Source organism: Halostagnicola alkaliphila, assembly GCF_055379965.1.
In genome coordinates this window covers 2,095,084-2,110,999 of record NZ_AP043826.1, presented here as the reverse complement: position 1 = coordinate 2,110,999, position 15,916 = coordinate 2,095,084, and the positions used below count along the sequence as shown (strand labels likewise).

Here is a 15,916-nt window from a genome sequence, read left to right as displayed (position 1 = left end):
CAATAACGGCAGTTCCAAACATATTAGCACTGTTCAGTCTGACTATCCCGTCGACCGACCGGTCGCGGTAGTGCTCACGGTCGAATTAGCCCGCAAATAACAGCGATGCCGGTTCCTAGACGTGTTTACTGCAGTAAGTAGCCGACTCGACCGGATTTTCTGAGACTGAAACTCCTCTTAGCGAGTTATGTATTATATATGAGAAAGTCAGAGCACATGACGTTATGGCCATTCAATAGGCTTTCGCGAGGACAGCAAGTTGCGGTGGTAGCGTTGCTCGCAATCGCCGCTGGTGCGCTTGCAGCACCGCAAGTATACGCCCTCGGTAGTGGTGGAGACGGGACGGTCAAAGTCGTTGAAGTAAACGGAATTATTGATTCGAGTGAATCCCAAGAGTTCGAAGACGAACTGCGGGACGCGCGCCACAACGACTCCGTCGAGGCAGTCGTTCTCGAAATCGACAGCAGCGGCGGACAACCGGCCTCGAGCGAGCGAATGTACACGGCGGTCGAACGGACCGCCGAGGAGATGCCGGTAACGGCGGCTGTCGACTCGATGGGTGCCTCGGGTGCGTACTACGCGATGGCACCCGCTGACGAGATTTTCGTGTCACCCTCTTCGACGGTCGGTAGCGTTGGTGTGACCGGTCCGGCACCGATGCCGACCGGACCGAGCGAGGGACAGAGTGCACCGGACAAAGGCTCCGCTCATCCGGACGATGACCGAGCTGATACGGAGATGATCAAACAGACGTTCATCGACAGTGTCATGGAACAACGTGGTGACGAGATCGAGCTCGATCGCGAAGAAGTCGCACACGCACGAACTTACTTCGGCGTCGAAGCAGTCGACAACGGATACGCCGACGAGATCGGAACGCTCGACGATGCAATCCACAGTGCCGCAGAAGCGGCTGGAGTAGACTCCTACGATATCGAGATGAACCGTAGTGATGCCGGTCCCTTCGACGGACTGGTGATCGAAACGACGGACGACGGTGAACCCGTGATACAGGATACCGGTGGGGCGGAGATCAATCCATATCAGCCACAACTGATCGCGCCGGAGGTCTGGCACGATCAAGTCGGCGGTGAATCGACCGATTCGAGCGCTGACGAGGACCACGGAGGTGAACGCCCATGAGTGCGACCGGCCGAACGCTGATCGCCACGTTCGTTCTCGGATTCGTTCTCACCATCGGGCTCGTCGCCGCAGGCACCCTCGTCGTCGACGACGGAACGCCGGAACCGGCCGAGCTCGACCAGAGTCACTTCGAACCAGAGCATGCGCTGCCCGACGAAACGGCAGACGGCGGCGATATCACGATGGATAGCCAGGAGTCATCGAATACCGTCCTGATCCACACCGGTGGAGCGGCCGCGGGCCAAGTCGCGGTCGATCCGCTACCGATCGAGGATAGCGGGGAGTCCCCCGAACTCTCGACGGGTACCATGGGCGGTGCGGACCGGAGCGTTACGCCGCTCGTCTCGACGCTCATCGAAAACGGCCACGAGGTGGAGTTCTACGCGGGCGCTATGGAAGACGGACCGCTCGCACAATCGCTCGATGAGGCCGACGCGTTCGTCGCGCCCGGCTCCGTCTCGTTCACCGCACAAGATCGCGAGAGCATCGACGCGTTTACCGACGCCGGCGGTCGTTTCGTGATGACCGCCGATCCCGGAAGCTCAGGTAGCGTCGCCGAACTCGGCGGTTCGGACGGACTGTACACGGATGCGGGCTATCTCTACAACGTCGCGGAGAACGATAACAACTACCTCAGCATCTACGCCGAATCAACCGGGAGTTCGGAACTGACCGACGGCGTGGACGAGGTCGTTCTCCGAAGCGCCTCCTCAGTGGGAACCAGCGACAGTGATGCGGTGCTCGAGACCGATGCGACGCTGTCGACCACCCGTGAAGACGGCGAGTACGACGTCGCTGCCGTTGACGGGAACACCGCACTCATCGGAGACTCGAGCTTCCTCGAGCCCGAAAACGCACAGCGGGCGGACAACAACGTCCTCATCGGAAACATTGCTGACTTCCTCGTAACCGGGTCGGCTGGTGATTTCGAATCGCCGGGTGCTCAACCGCCGACTGAACAGCCGCCAGACGATGAGCCGATCGAGGAACCAATCGACGAAACCGAAGAGATTCCGGAGATGAACGCCGACAAATCAGAATAGCGCATCGACCGACCGTTCGTTTTGACGACTTGTTCTCGATCGTTTCCACGGCACGCATAGCTACGAGTCGACGTGGTACACTGACACGGGACTCGAAGCCAGTCCCCGCGACAGAGACGCATTCCGTCCGAATTTGCACGGAGGAGACGTTCGAGGGCAAGAGCCACACCAGAAAGCAGTAATCGAAATAATCAACTCCCGGTTTCGAGAACCGGTAGACGTGACAACGCACGATACGGTCCTCTTCGACAGCGACGGGATCCTCGTCGATCCGCCTGCCCGGGAAACCCAGGCCGAAGCAACCCGTGGCGCGTTCCGATCGGTCGGTGTGACCGATATCGATCCCAATCACGTCGACGCGATCGTCGACGGCGTCACGCTCGAGGACCTCCACGAAATCTGTACCACGTACGATCTCGAACCCGAGCGGTTCTGGGAGGCGCGCGAACGCCTCGACGAGCAATCCCAGTTCGAGACGTTTCGGGACGGGACCAGAGCCGTGTATGACGATGTTACTGCGATCGCTTCACTCCCACATACCTGCGGCGTCGTCAGCAACAACCATCACAGCACGATCGAGTTCGTCTTGGACGCGTTCGACCTCCACTCGCTGTTCGATACCTACTACGGCCGCGAGAAAACGCTCGAGAGCCTCGAACTGAAAAAGCCGAACACCCACTACCTCGAGAAGGCGCTGGCCGACCTCGAGGCCGACTCGGCGCTCTACGTCGGCGATAGCGAAAGCGACGTGATCGCCGCACACCGGGCCGGGCTGGATTCGGTGTTCGTCCGCCGCGAGCACTGCCGTTCCGTCGACCTCTCGGTGACGCCGACCTACGAGATTTCAGATCTGCTCGAGTTGTCCGAAATCGCAGACCGTTCGGATGAGGGGCCATAGGCAATGTCTGGCGGACGAAAACCGAGAATCACAACTGACGTTGTTCTCCATCTCTTTGTAGCCGCCGAAGATGGGTGCGAGCCCTTTGACGCCCCCGAGATCGCTGAACTATTGAACTGTCACCGTAATACTGCTCGTACCAAACTCGAGGATCTGACTTTTATGGGTGACCTCGAGTCGAAGAAGATTGCGAGCGGGAAAGTGTACTGGCGACCCTGCGAGAAGAGCTAATTCCGCCGAGAGTTGCGGCTATTAGATTTCTCTCTCGATTGGGATTAAGCGGGTGGACAGTCTGGTAAGCGTTATTCAACGTAAGCGGGTGGACAGTCTGGTAAGCGTTATTCAACGGCTTGAACAGTCTGTACAATTCGAGCACACAACGACCGCAGCAATCACTCACCGGAGAAGGCTGTGGAGTTGGAGTAACAACGGGGCTTTCTTGGCACGGTCAGAATAGGCTAAATCCTCCACTCTCCACCTGTTCAATATAGTTGTGGAATTCCCGTTCTGCTTCTTTGAAGTTGCGGACTTCAATTGTTTCCGTCATCATATCTGAGGCCACGTCGTCCATTATGCCCTGAGGTTCGTAATCAGCTGTGATCACGCGAGCGCTGAGTTTCCCCCGTTCACAGATTGCGTATACTCCTTCTCTATCCTTTTCAAGCGTCCACTTGTCTTCTCTCCGAACTGTTGCCATGATTGATACCCTCACTTATCTGTATCTTTATTCACCTAACCCTTCAACTTTGACCTTCCCACAGCACCGCCGTTGGCCTTGTGGTGGCAACCGATATATAGAATAACAAGTTCCCTTAATTCTCATGAAAAGGATGGTGCTTTTTCTGTAGAAGTGACAGCAAGCTATCGTGCGTCAGTGAAGCGGACCGGGCGCGATTATGAACTACGCCAAGAAATGCTCGCTCTGCTGCGCCTTTCTGGTCTAGTTCAAATCGCTCTGGCCGCTTTGCTCCTCACGAAAGTGTTCGTCGCAAAAGCGGGCCGGGCGCGATTTGAACACACGGTCGATCGCTTCCTCACTCACTTCGTTCGCGAGACTGCGCTCTCCCTGCGTTCAAATCCCACCGGTTCCGTGATGCACCGCTCACGAATTGTTCGCGGTGTAGAACGGGCCGGGCGCGATTTGAACACGCGACCGTCTGATTAAGAGTCAGACGCTCTGCCTAACTGAGCTACCGGCCCTGTACCCGAAATTTTCGGATACGCATTCAAATACGTTTCCCTTGGCACCCGTCGTGGGAGGGGTGCGCACACATCAACTACTGCCAATCCCAATCACCGTTCACGGAACGTACCAATCTTCGGGAGCGTTAAGTGCTGTGAGACCTACATCACGTTCATATGAGTATGGGGGTTACGATCTCGTCGATTTCTGACTACGCTATTCTCGGCTGTGGGAGCGTCGGCTACGCCGTCGCGGAGGAACTCGTCGAGCAAGGCAAAGACGTTCTTATCATCGACCGAGACGAAAGCCGGGTCGAATCACTCCGAGATCAGGACCTCGATGCACGAACCGCAGACATTCGCGAACCGGAGGCCGCCGATTTGGTGGCCGAACGCGATGTCGTTTTGATCCTCGCCTCGAACGTCGAGGCGAACAAACGCGCCGTCGAACACATTCGAAACACGGACAGCAACCAGTTCGTCGTCGCCCGCGCGAGCGATCCAGTCTCCGGCGACGAACTCTCCGAACTCGGTGCCGATATCGTCATCAATCCGTCCGCAGTCATCGCAGATTCGGCGCTCCGCGCACTCGAGTCGGGGGAACTCGAGTACAACGCCGGAAAGCTCGCACAGCTGTTAGAGGAGACGTCCGAGCGACTGGCAATCGTGACCCAGGAAAGTCCGGACCCGGACTCGATTGCAAGCGCCGCCGCGTTACAGGCGATCGCAGACCACCTCGGCGTCGAATCCGATATCGTGTATCTCGGGGATATGGGTCACCAGGAGAACAGGGCCTTCGTGAATCTCCTCGGGATCGATCTCGTCCAGTGGGACGAACTCGAGGATCTTTCCGGCCACGATACGGTCGCGCTCGTCGATCATTCGACGTCGAGCGAGATCGACCTCGACGTGGATATCGTTATCGATCACCACGAGCCCGAGGCGGAGTACGAGCCCGAGTTCGTCGACATTCGTCCGAACATGTCCTCGACGTCGACGATTATGACGAAGTACATTCAGGAGTTTGATGTCAACGTCTCCGAGGAAGTCGCGACGGCACTTCTCTACGGGATTCGAGCCGAGACGCTCGATTTCAAACGCGATACGACCCCGGCGGATCTCACCGCCGCAGCCTATCTCTACCCGTTCGCGGATCACGATACCTTAGAACAGGTCGAATCGCCGTCGATGTCTCCGGAAACTCTGGACGTGCTCGCGGAGGCAATCGCGAACCGAGACGTTCAGGGGAGCCATCTCGTTTCCAACGCTGGAATCGTTCGCGATCGAGAAGCGTTGACCCAGGCTGCCAGTCACCTGCTCAATCTCGAGGGCGTAACGACGACCGCGGTCTTTGGCATCGCCGAGGAGACAATTTTCCTCTCGGCGCGCTCGAAGGATATCCGGATTAACATCGGGAAAATCCTCGACGACGCCTACGGCGAAATCGGCGAAACGGCGGGACACTCCACGCAGGCGAGTGCGGAGATCCCGCTGGGCATCTTTACCGGAATCGAAATCTCGGCGGAAACGAGAGATACGTTCCTCGAACTGACCGAGGAAGCGGTCAAACGAACGCTGTTCGATGCGATGGGAGTCGATGGGAGCGAAGGTTCAAACGGAAGCTAACTACGCGATTACTTCCTCTTTTTCCTCGTCAGGGTTACGAACGCGTTCGACGACATCGTTGATTAGGATAACATCCCCGGCGGCGCGGACCCATCGATACGGGACGATAACGCCGCTCGCACTGCGAGCTTCGGCTTCAAATAGCTCCGTGTTGAGACTCCCGAGCGCGAGTCCGGTGACGGTTTGCCCGTCGACGTTCAGTCGAAGGTCTTCGACTTCGCCGACGAAAACGCCGTTGTTCGAGTAGACTTCGCGACCGACGAGGGATGTTATTTCTTGCTGAGTATCGTCCATAATCCCATTCTTGTATGGAACACTCTTAATTGTTAGTCAGACGCGCAAGCCGATCGACCTTCTGTCAAGAAAGAATAAAACCTATTACGCACCTTCAAGAACTAACGACACACGAATCCGTATTCTCCGCAATTCCGACGGGTTTGCTTATAAATGGCCACAAGGCCTAAATAACCGAGATGACTTCGTGGTCGGTAACGCACCAAATGAGCATATGGGTATGGAACGTGTAGACACAGGTGCCGGGGTGCCTCTGACATTCGGCGACCCGGAACGGGTCGGTTTGCCCGGACCGACCTACCGGTTTTACAGCTACCCAGTGATGGACACTCGAGTCACTGCTACGGATGCGTCTCGAAAACGTGGTCGAGATCCGCGTACTCGGTGAGCAAGGATTCCATTTCTTCGACGGTTCGTTCGCTGCGTGTTCGACCGGTTCGGACGATGTCCTCGGCGCGTTCGACGGTAGTGAGCGTGTCCGTTTGCACTGCCAGTATCGGAACCCCTCGTTCGGTCGCCCGCCCGATGATGGTTCTCGACGGACGGTGCCCGCCAGTAAGGATAAGACAGTTCACACCGGGTGCCTCGAGCGCGGCCGTGTGAATTTCCGACCGGTCGCCGCCTGTGATGACGGCGGCGTTTTTCGTCCTGCGGAAGTGCCGAAGCGCGCTCTCGGCACCCATCGCACCGACGGTGAACCGTTCCACGTACGATTCGGAGCCGTCCGCTGTGAGATCCGTTGCACCGAGTTCCTCGGCGAGTTCGTCCACCGTCACGCCGGCGAGGGTCTGTTTTCGCGGGATAATTCCGTGCGTCGAAATCCCGTTCCCATCGAGAAATGGAACGACGTCCGTTTCGAGTTCGTCGTACGCTGCGTCGGAAACGTTGTTAAAGAGGACGCCGTCCAATCGATCCCCGAACGTTCGAGCCGCTGTAATGACGCGGTCGACGTCACTGGGAGACTCGTAGGACGCGACGAGGAGGACCCGAGCGTCGAGCAACTCAGCGACATCCGCATCGGTGAGGTCGATACTGCCGCCAACGTCGAGGTTGCCACCACCTTCGACGAACAACTGATCGCAGCCCGCTGCGAGCGTTTCGTACGCTTCCAATACTCGTTCCCTGAGTTCATCGGTATCTTCCCGACCTCGAATCACCTGTTCGACGAATGTCGGCGAGTAGACGATCGGTTCCATGTCGTGAATCTCCGCTTCGAACTCGAGGAGTTCTCGAGCGAGGAACGGATCTTCGTCGAGCGTCTTCCCGACGTTACTCTCGAGGCGGGTTCCTTTCGGCTTCATGTAGCCGACGGTTCCGCCGTCGTCGTCATCGCCGTGAGCGAGTCGGCCGAGCGCCAGCGCGATCGCAGTCTTTCCGGTGCTTGGCTCGAGGGAACTAACGAGGAGTGTCTTGGTGTCGGTCCGGTTGTCCGTGTCGCTATCTGGTGTGGAATCTGTGTCTGTCATAGTTTCTCCGTATCGACTGTGAGGACGAGATCAATCGCCTGGACACCGGTAGATCCTGCGACGAGCGGATTAATGTCGAGCTCGAGGATCGCCGGGAAATCAGTCACAAGCTGTGATAGCCGCTGGATCGACTCCACGATGGCGTCGATGTCCGCTGGCTCGCGGCCCCGGGCACCGGCCAACAAGGGGGAGGAGTTGAGATCGTCGATCATTTCGTGGGCCTCGCTCTCGCCGATTGGCGCAACTCGCACCGACGTGTCCTCGAGAATCTCTACGAAAACCCCGCCGAGGCCGAACAACAGCAGCGGCCCGAACTGCGGGTCGTGGTTCATCCCGAGGATCGTTTCGGTCGACTCGTCCATTTCGAGCATCTCCTGAACTTGGACGCCGAGCACCTTCGCCTCCGGCTGGTAATTTCGTGCCCGCGCGACCAAATCTTCGTAAGCGTCGTAGATGTCCTCGTCGGAAACGCCAACTTTCACGCCCCCGATGTCCGACTTGTGTGAAATTTCCGGACTCGCGATTTTCATGACGACGTCGCCCTCGATCGATTCTGCAACCTCCCGCGCCTTCTCCGGATCGTCGACGACCGACCCCGAGGGCGTCGGAATGCCGTACGCCTCGAGGAGATCCATCGACTCGATGCCGAGGCGGTTGCCCGACCGCGAGTTCGTCCGCTCGAGTATCTCACGCGCTCGCCCGCGGTCGACATCGAACGTTTTCGGGTCGCCCCTAGAGCGGTCCCGAATAGTGCGGTACCGAGCGAGCGCATCGAGCCCCGAAACTGCCCGTGCCGGATCGAAGTAGTTCGGGATTCCAAACTCGCGGAGCACTTCCTCGGCGGCTCGCGCTCGGTCGCCGCCCATCATCGAGGCGACGACTGGCTTTCCGTGTCGCTCCCGCGTCTCGATCACCACTTCCGCCAGTTTGTCGTACGTGAGTACGGCCGTCGGTGAGCTGACGACGACGGCGCTCCCGACGTTCGGATCCGCCAGTGCTGTATCGAGCGCCTCGCCGAATCGTTCGACATCTGCATCGCCGATGATGTCGATCGGGTTGTAGATGTTCGCCTCCTTCGGCATCGACTCTGCGAGCGTTTCGAGCGTCTCGTCAGTAAACGACGCCATCTCGAGCGACGAATCGCCGACCGCATCCGTCGTGAGAACGCCAGGGCCGCCGGCGTTCGTGACGACGGCGACATCGCCGGATTCCGGTAGCGGTAACCCGGAAAGCGCACGAGCGTAATCGAACAGTTCCTGGACGGACTGCGCTCGGAGCACGCCGGCTTGCTGGAGCCCGGTTTCGTACGCACGTTCGCTCCCAGCGATTGCACCCGTGTGAGACGAGGCCGCGTGTGCCCCGGCATCCGTCCGGCCGGATTTAACCAGCACGATCGGCGTCTCGTCGCTCACCTCCCGCGCGGCGCGAACGAACTCCTCGCCCGCGTCGATATCCTCGAGGTACCCGATGATGACGTCCGTGTCCGGGTCGTCTCCCCACTCGCGGACGAAGTCCGTCTCCTCGAGAACGGACTTGTTGCCGAGCGAGACGACGTCTCGGAATCCGATCTTTTGCTCGTTGGCCCAGTCGATCACCGCGGTGATGAACGCGCCCGACTGGCTCATAAAAGATATCGACCCCTCGCGTGCGTTTTCGGGGCCGAAGGTCGCGTTCATTCCGACTGGCGTTGACATGACTCCCAGACTGTTCGGGCCGACGACGTTGAGGTCGTACGTCTCCGCGATTTCGCGAAGCTCGCGTTCGCGTTCTGCCCCCTCGGCACCGGTTTCGGAAAACCCGGCCGTGATGACGACGACGTTTTCGGTTCCCGCCTCGCCGACCTCTCGGAGCGTTTCGAGGGCGACCGGCGGCGGGACGATGACGATCGCGAGATCGACCGACGGTGCACTCTCGAAGTCGGAATAACATTCGAGGCCCAACACGGTATCGCGGTTCGGGTTTACCGGAACGACCTCACCCGCGAATCCGCTCGAAAGGTTCTCGAGGATCGCCCGTCCGACTGCGCCTTCGCGATCCGTTGCGCCGACGACGGCGACGGTCTCGGGTTCGAACAGCTCGGATAGCCTTCCCATCGGTCGTGGATTTCACGAGCAGCGTGTTAAACGTATTCGACGTTCCCAGTCCGAAGGAGCTGTCACGGATCAGTGCATCGAAAGTGCCGATATCGACCGATTCGAGCCGAAGATTGCCGCGAGGTAGATGACGATTGCGGCGACGACGATGGATCCACCCGGGGGAAGCCCCTGGTGAATAGCGATACCGTATCCGCCGAGTACCGAGAGTTGGCCGAACAGGATCGAGAGGATCAGCGTCTCCCTGAAGCTGTGAGAAATCTGGGAGGCGGCCGCGACCGGGATGACCAACATTGCGGCGACGAGGATAACCCCGAGAATCTGCATGGCTCCGACGACGACGACGGCGGTCATCACGATCAACAGCGTGTTGTACCAGGTGACGTTGAGTCGCGCGACGCGTGCGGCCTGCTCGTCGAAAGTAATGAACAACAGCTGTTTGTACGTCACCGCGACGATGGCGACGACCGCGAGACTCAACGCCGCCATCAACTGCGATCCGCCGGTCGTCACGTACGCGGCGCTTCCGAAGAGGTACTCCTCGATGTTCACACCGGAGAGTCCGCGACCGTAGCTGATGATAAGCGTTCCGACGGCGAAACTCCCCGTCAGCATGATCGCGATGGGAACGTCTCCGTAGGTGTTCGTGCGTTCGGTCAGCCACTGGACGCCGAGTGCGCCGAGCACGCCAACCACGAGCGCGGCCGTCAACAAGGAGCCGTCCCAATCAGTCGTCGTGGTGAACAGCAATCCGACGGCAACGCCGGCGAAAGCCGTGTGTGCGAGGGTTTCACCGATGAGCGCCATCTCTCGGTGGACCAGATACGTTCCGACCAGCGGCGCGACGATTCCGATGAAGACGGCCGTCGCGACCGACCGCCACATGAATCCGTAGCTGAAGACGTTCGTTCCCAGATAGACGTCCATCCACTGTCCGAAGATGATGAACTGATCGTACAGTCCTTCAGCATACCCGTAGCCGCGAAGCCACTCGAGGCCGACGAACGCGATCATGACGACCGCCAACAGGGCCGTCAGTCCGATTCCAACGAATTCGACGATTCGTCTGAGTGAGCGGGCCATTAGTGGTGGTGGTGGACGACCTGTCCGGATGTTCCGTACGCCTCGGTCAGGGCGTCGCTTTCGACGAAGGATTCGGTATCTCCGTGGTGGTACAGTTCCTGATTGATGCAGGCGATGTGGTCTGCGCGGTCCGTGACGACGCCGATATCGTGTTCGATCAACACGACCGTGATCCCCGACTCGTTCAGCGAATCGAGCAGTCGATAGAACTCGTCTCGAGACTCGGCGTCGACCCCTACCGTCGGTTCGTCTAACGCGAGGAGATCGGCCTCGGAGGCGAGCGCTCGAGCGATAAACGCCCGCTGGCGCTGGCCGCCCGAGAGCTGGTTGACTCGCCGGTCGGCGAGTTCAGTGATTCCGACGGTTTCGATCGCGTCGTCGACGATTTCGTAATCGAAATCGCTCAGCCTCGAGTGGCCCGCGTGTGGAAACCGCCCCATTGTCACGGCCTCGCGGACGGTCACCGGCATCGTTCCGCCACGGCTGGTCGCCTGCTGGGAAACGTAGCCGATGCGTTCGCCGTGTTCGAATTCCGAAACCGGTTCGCCGAACAGCTCGATCGAACCCGAATCGGGGGAGTGAAGCCCGAGCATGAGATGTAACAGCGTCGTCTTCCCCGACCCGTTCGGGCCGATCAATCCGAGAAAGTCACCCTCCTCGATCGTCAGCGACACGTCTCGAACTGCGACTTTGTCTCCGTAGGCGAACGTGACGTTCTCGATAGCAACTGCCGGGTTCACGGTATGCTCACTTCCTTCTCGAACGCGAGACGGCTTATTTCTTCCATTTTCGTCGAATCACTCGGCACCGAGTGCTCGTTTCAACGACGGGATGTTGATCTCTTCCATCTGTTCGACCCATCCATATCCCGCATCGTCCCACTCGTCGGTATTACCCTCGAGCGGCGTCAGCGGTTCGTATTCGGTCGCATCCGTTTCGTCGAGAAGGACCTCGACCATGTCGGGAACGTCCTCGTCGGGGTTTTGCGTCTCGAAGGGATCGTAGAGGATCGTCTCGATATCGTGTTTCTCGACGACTTCGATCATCTCGGAGATATCTTCGGTACTCTCGACTTCGTCCGGCGAAACGCCTGCTGGCGTGTGGAGTTCGAAATCGTACCGGCGTTCGATATACTGATAGGAATCGTGGCCAGCGAAAACCGCAACGTTACGGTCCGCGTTTTCGGTTAGTTCGTGTAGTTGGTCGTCGATTGCCTCGAGTTCATCGAGATAGTCAACTGCGTTTTCCTCGTAGAACTCGGCGTTATCCGGATCGGCCTCCGCGAGCCCTGCTGCGATCGTTTCGACGATGTCCTGTGAGATGACGGGATCGACCCAGACGTGTGGATCCGCGTTCTCGGGAGCATCGGTCTCCTCGAGTTCCGCCACGACCGAGACGATCGAGGCATCTTCGCTCGTATCCCAGACGACCTCATCGTTAGCGACGAGTTCGAAGACGATTCGCGTCTGAGACTCCTCGGTACCCGAGAGGACGACGTGATCTCCTCGGGACTCGAACTCGAGCGCATCGCTTTCCTCGTCGACGTAGCTGAATTCGAGTTGAAACTGTTCGTCGGTCCCGAGCGGGAGCACGTTCCCGTCTGCATCCTCGAAGACGCCAGCGAGCGCAATTTCGCCGCCGACGGGAACGTCCGGAACGCCGCTGTGCCAGTGATCGTCGTGCCAATAGGCGACTTCTTCGCCGGTTCGTTGATCGTAGAGGTCGAACCCGGTAATTTCGATCTGGTCGGGGTCGAAGTCGTGGTCCGCTGGCTCGCGGTCGATGTCGCCGTCGGTATCCATCTCGAGGAGCTGATTCTCGAGTCCGTCCATCCCATCGATCAACGTGACGTGGTCGTAATCGCGTTCGAACTCCGCAGCAAACTCCTGGGCCCACGCGAACTCGTCGGTGTCGAGGTAGATAAAGACGCTCGAGTCTGCAATATCCCGCTGGAGATCGCTAGGCGGTTCCCACCCGTGTCCCATCTGTCCGGCATCGATGGCGTTTTCGAAGGCGATTTCCTCACCCGCAATCTGCTCGGCCCAGTCCCAGAGCGGAAAGAACGCGGCGTATCCACCTTCGGATCCGCCGCCGTCCGGCTCGCTGAGACACCCGGCGATCGTTCCGAGTGCGACGGCTCCCACCCCCGTTCGAAGGACTGACCGACGTGAATAGTTCATACGGGTAGGTACGAGTGGATGGATAAAAGCGTTATTATGGGCCGTTCAGAAGTTATTAACTCGTACTACTCTCCAAATGCGTCTTAGTAAGCGACTCGAGCAACCGAAGATCGCGTATACGATTCGCTTCGAATCCTGGTAGCTGCTCGAGCGGTCGATCGAAACCTGAAGCTTCCCGGTAGCAACACCGGAATGCGAGAGGCCGATCAGTGGTCGTCGTGATCGTGGTCGTCGTGATCGTGGTCGTCGTGATCGTCGTGGTCGTCGTCATGATCATCGTGGTCGTCGCCGACGACAACCTCGAGATCGGGAGTCTCGTAGACGACGTGATCATCGGATCGAACCTGGAACACGACGGTCGTGAATCCGTCGTCGACTCCGTGAAGGTGGACGTGATCCCCGTGGAAGTCTTCGTCCGGATCGATCTCGACGATTCCTTCCTCTGCACTGTCCGACACCTCGACGGCGAGTTCGTACTCGTCGCCGAGTTCGATCTCGTCGCCCTCTTCGTCTTCGACGTGTGCACCGAGCGAAAGGTTGTCATCGTGTGGGACCTCGAGCGGGTCATCGTGCCAGTGGTCCCCGTGGATGTAGACGGCGACCGAATCGTCGTCTCGATCGATGACTTCGAACTCCCCGACATCGAGGTCGTCGGGTTCGCTTTCATCGTCGTCTCCGTTCTCACCGTTAGTTCCATCTTCCTCTCCGTTCTCGTCGTCACCGTCGTCGTCCCCACCGAGACATCCGGCGAGACCGAGCGTCGCCAGTGAACCTGATGCGGCGAGCACCCGCCGTCGGGACGCCGAACGTGGATTAACAGTCACTATTAGTCACCAACACCTTGTTGTGGCATGTTAGTAATAAATACTGCGGTATTATTAATATGTGCGCATTGATACCAATCGCTCCTCGTCGCGAGTACAGGGGAACCCTTGGCAGTTCGACATCCAGTTCTCTCACTCCAGCGAGACCGAGAGTTGAATGCCGTCGAGTCGTTGGTAGACGGGTTGTGAATTGTACACGACATCGAACACGTCGAAACGAATTAGTACTCGGCCCGGTTCGATCGTCGCCCGACAGATCGGTCCTTTGCTCGTAAGAACGACGTACGGGGCTGAAGGAACCGGTGTCGCCTCAAGTTCGTATCCCGCGGATTCGACGGCGTCAGCGAGAACGATGGGCAGCGCCTCTAGTATTCCCGCCGATTCGAGGGCGGATCGCAACGGTTCGACGACGCGTCGCCGTTCGGTTGTCTGCGTGCCGTCCCACGACTCAGCGACCGCGTCGGCACAGTAGTCGATCCCGTCGATGATCGTTTCGTGATCGCGCTGAATGCGGCGCCGACTCGCCCGGACCGGGTATGACACGTCGTATACTGGATCACGGATACCCAAAGCTGTCCCGACTTCGGAGCGCCATCTCGGCCGGCTCCAGCGTGAATCGAAGGAGAACGATCGTCCTCTCGAACGACTTGCATAAAGACCATTATCGTCCGCTAGATGACCAGAATAACGGACGCCAGCGCACCGCCGAGCAACAACACGGCGCTGTAGATCGCAACCTGACTTTTGAATTGCTGGTTCGACGACGTCGCAGCCAGAAGTGCCTTGACGACGATACTCGAGACCGTCGCGAGCAAAATCGCGATCGTCGCTTCCGTCGGACCGAGTTGACCGCCACGATACAGGACTACCGCGGAGGTCGTCGCGCCGGCGCTCGAAACGAGCCCGCTCGCAACGGCGGTGACGTAGAACCCGAGCGTTCCGAACCAGACCTCCGCGAGCGACCCGAACACTAACACCGCGAGAAAGACCGCTCCGAACGCAAGCGCATTTTTCATCGAAAACGGACTCTCGAGTTCCATTACGGTCGACTCTCGCCAATCCGCGGTGATACCAGCTACGATGAACGCAACGACGATCACCGCCCCGAGCGGAACGATGGCCTCGTAGAGGATTTCGACGCCGCCTCCCATCGTAAACGCGAGCGCGATAGCCAGATTTCGAACGGCCATCGCCGCGTCCGCGAGGATGATAGCGGCCACCGCGTAGGACGCCGCCTCCGGCCGCTGGCGAACGTGATCGAGCATCGTCCCCACAACCGCGGTCGAGGCCGCCAGTCCGCCGAAAAACCCCGTGACTGCGATTCCACGGCCGCCGTAACTCGAGACGATTGCGTAGTTGACGATACCGATTCCCGCCACGGCGACGACCATCAACCAGATCACCTGTGGCTCGACCGGAATGTCGATGGTTCCGATCTCGAGTACGTATTCGGGAGGTAACAGTGGGTAGATGACGAACGCCAGGATCGCGAACTCCGTCGTCGACCGCATTTCCTCTCGAGAGAGCCCCCAGGCGAACTCGTGGAGTTCGCGTTTGAGGACGAGCAACAGCGAGGAGAGGACTGCAACGGTCACGCCCTCGATGATGAACCCGGCCGCGACTAGCGATCCGACGCCGTAGGCGACGAGCATCGATACGGACGTCGTCAGTGAGAGACCGGCTTCGGCATCGTCGTCTATGAGCCCCCTAACGGCCAATAAGACGCCCTGAACGATGACCAGCAGTCCACCCAGAACGAGCAATCCTTCTCCGATATCGGTCTCGAGAACGAGAATCGTAAAGACGGCTGCGAGGAGACTGATCAGGGAGAACGTTCTGATCCCAGCTGAGCGCTTGGACCACTCGCGCTCGAGTCCGAGAAACAACCCGAGTGCGCCGGCGAGTGCGATCCGAACGACAGTTTCGTCGAGCGTTCCCTCGACGACCTGTAACGTGATTCCGTTCACCTCCCAGTGTTATTCGTAGGAACATATAAACGAACTGCTGAAATCCAGTTTCTGTTACCGGAGGAATTCGTATTCGTCCACTTTCGCTGAACGGTTTTCACCGGTATTCGAGAGACG

Annotated in this window: 14 protein-coding genes and 1 tRNA gene; 4 read left to right on the top strand and 11 right to left on the bottom strand. The window is 58.8% G+C overall.

Annotated features, from left to right (window positions below; all coding sequences use genetic code 11):
• The first annotated feature begins 264 nt into the window (after positions 1–264).
• From ACZ5C7_RS15820 to ACZ5C7_RS15810, 3 genes are all read left to right on the top strand, one after another.
• Positions 265–1,143, top strand: a complete 879-nt coding sequence (locus ACZ5C7_RS15820; protein ID WP_464377247.1) for a S49 family peptidase — start codon at positions 265–267, stop codon at positions 1,141–1,143.
• Positions 1,140–2,186 carry a hypothetical protein gene (locus ACZ5C7_RS15815; RefSeq protein ID WP_464377246.1) on the top strand — a complete coding sequence of 349 codons (1,047 nt, stop codon included), beginning with the start codon at positions 1,140–1,142 and terminating at the stop codon, positions 2,184–2,186. The genes ACZ5C7_RS15820 and ACZ5C7_RS15815 overlap by 4 nt, the downstream gene beginning before the upstream one ends.
• Positions 2,187–2,406: 220 nt before the next feature.
• Positions 2,407–3,084 (top strand): HAD family hydrolase, encoded by a 678-nt coding sequence (locus tag ACZ5C7_RS15810; RefSeq protein ID WP_464377245.1) that lies wholly within the window; start codon positions 2,407–2,409, stop codon positions 3,082–3,084.
• A gap of 448 nt (positions 3,085–3,532) precedes the next feature.
• Here the strand turns inward: ACZ5C7_RS15810 and ACZ5C7_RS15805 are convergent, their stop codons facing one another.
• The gene (locus ACZ5C7_RS15805) at positions 3,533–3,781 is read right to left on the bottom strand and encodes a hypothetical protein (protein WP_464377244.1); all 249 of its coding nucleotides are present in this window, start codon (positions 3,779–3,781) and stop codon (positions 3,533–3,535) included.
• A gap of 429 nt (positions 3,782–4,210) precedes the next feature.
• Positions 4,211–4,284 (bottom strand) — tRNA-Lys (locus ACZ5C7_RS15800).
• Between the two features lie 159 nt (positions 4,285–4,443).
• Between ACZ5C7_RS15800 and ACZ5C7_RS15795 the strand changes: the two genes are divergently transcribed.
• Positions 4,444–5,892, top strand: coding sequence for an NAD-binding protein (locus ACZ5C7_RS15795; protein ID WP_464377243.1), 1,449 nt, complete (start codon positions 4,444–4,446; stop codon positions 5,890–5,892).
• On the opposite strand, the gene ACZ5C7_RS15790 is transcribed toward ACZ5C7_RS15795, so the two are convergent.
• From ACZ5C7_RS15790 to ACZ5C7_RS15750, 9 genes are all read right to left on the bottom strand, one after another.
• The gene (locus ACZ5C7_RS15790) at positions 5,893–6,186 is read right to left on the bottom strand and encodes a PRC-barrel domain-containing protein (protein ID WP_464377242.1); all 294 of its coding nucleotides are present in this window, start codon (positions 6,184–6,186) and stop codon (positions 5,893–5,895) included.
• Positions 6,187–6,527: 341 nt separating this feature from the next.
• Positions 6,528–7,652: a phosphotransacetylase family protein gene (locus ACZ5C7_RS15785; RefSeq protein WP_464377241.1), complete on the bottom strand. Its 1,125-nt coding sequence runs from the start codon at positions 7,650–7,652 to the stop codon at positions 6,528–6,530.
• Complete coding sequence (locus ACZ5C7_RS15780) at positions 7,649–9,745, bottom strand: acetate--CoA ligase family protein (RefSeq protein ID WP_464377240.1); 2,097 nt, start codon at positions 9,743–9,745, stop codon at positions 7,649–7,651. The genes ACZ5C7_RS15785 and ACZ5C7_RS15780 overlap by 4 nt, the downstream gene beginning before the upstream one ends.
• Positions 9,746–9,814: 69 nt before the next feature.
• Positions 9,815–10,828 (bottom strand): metal ABC transporter permease, encoded by a 1,014-nt coding sequence (locus tag ACZ5C7_RS15775; protein WP_464377239.1) that lies wholly within the window; start codon positions 10,826–10,828, stop codon positions 9,815–9,817.
• Entirely contained in the window at positions 10,828–11,568 is a 741-nt protein-coding gene (locus tag ACZ5C7_RS15770; RefSeq protein ID WP_464377238.1) for a metal ABC transporter ATP-binding protein, read from the bottom strand. Before ACZ5C7_RS15770 ends, ACZ5C7_RS15775 begins: the two co-directional genes overlap by 1 nt.
• A gap of 57 nt (positions 11,569–11,625) precedes the next feature.
• The gene (locus tag ACZ5C7_RS15765) at positions 11,626–13,008 is read right to left on the bottom strand and encodes a metal ABC transporter solute-binding protein, Zn/Mn family (protein ID WP_464377237.1); all 1,383 of its coding nucleotides are present in this window, start codon (positions 13,006–13,008) and stop codon (positions 11,626–11,628) included.
• A 206-nt stretch (positions 13,009–13,214) separates the two neighbouring features.
• On the bottom strand, positions 13,215–13,832 hold the full coding sequence (locus ACZ5C7_RS15760; protein WP_464377236.1) for a hypothetical protein: 618 nt from the start codon (positions 13,830–13,832) through the stop codon (positions 13,215–13,217).
• A 132-nt stretch (positions 13,833–13,964) separates the two neighbouring features.
• The gene (locus ACZ5C7_RS15755; protein WP_464377235.1) at positions 13,965–14,375 is read right to left on the bottom strand and encodes a DUF7988 family protein; all 411 of its coding nucleotides are present in this window, start codon (positions 14,373–14,375) and stop codon (positions 13,965–13,967) included.
• A 128-nt stretch (positions 14,376–14,503) separates the two neighbouring features.
• Positions 14,504–15,799: an MgtC/SapB family protein gene (locus ACZ5C7_RS15750; RefSeq protein WP_464377234.1), complete on the bottom strand. Its 1,296-nt coding sequence runs from the start codon at positions 15,797–15,799 to the stop codon at positions 14,504–14,506.
• Positions 15,800–15,916: the final 117 nt, after the last annotated feature.

Coding starts and splice junctions, on each gene's coding strand:
- ACZ5C7_RS15765 (WP_464377237.1), bottom strand. CDS start 13,008: ATGAACTATTCACGTCGGTCAGTCCTTCGAACGGGGGTGGGAGCCGTC.
- ACZ5C7_RS15795 (WP_464377243.1), top strand. CDS start 4,444: ATGAGTATGGGGGTTACGATCTCGTCGATTTCTGACTACGCTATTCTC.
- ACZ5C7_RS15815 (WP_464377246.1), top strand. CDS start 1,140: ATGAGTGCGACCGGCCGAACGCTGATCGCCACGTTCGTTCTCGGATTC.
- ACZ5C7_RS15790 (WP_464377242.1), bottom strand. CDS start 6,186: ATGGACGATACTCAGCAAGAAATAACATCCCTCGTCGGTCGCGAAGTC.
- ACZ5C7_RS15805 (WP_464377244.1), bottom strand. CDS start 3,781: ATGGCAACAGTTCGGAGAGAAGACAAGTGGACGCTTGAAAAGGATAGA.
- ACZ5C7_RS15775 (WP_464377239.1), bottom strand. CDS start 10,828: ATGGCCCGCTCACTCAGACGAATCGTCGAATTCGTTGGAATCGGACTG.
- ACZ5C7_RS15785 (WP_464377241.1), bottom strand. CDS start 7,652: ATGACAGACACAGATTCCACACCAGATAGCGACACGGACAACCGGACC.
- ACZ5C7_RS15780 (WP_464377240.1), bottom strand. CDS start 9,745: ATGGGAAGGCTATCCGAGCTGTTCGAACCCGAGACCGTCGCCGTCGTC.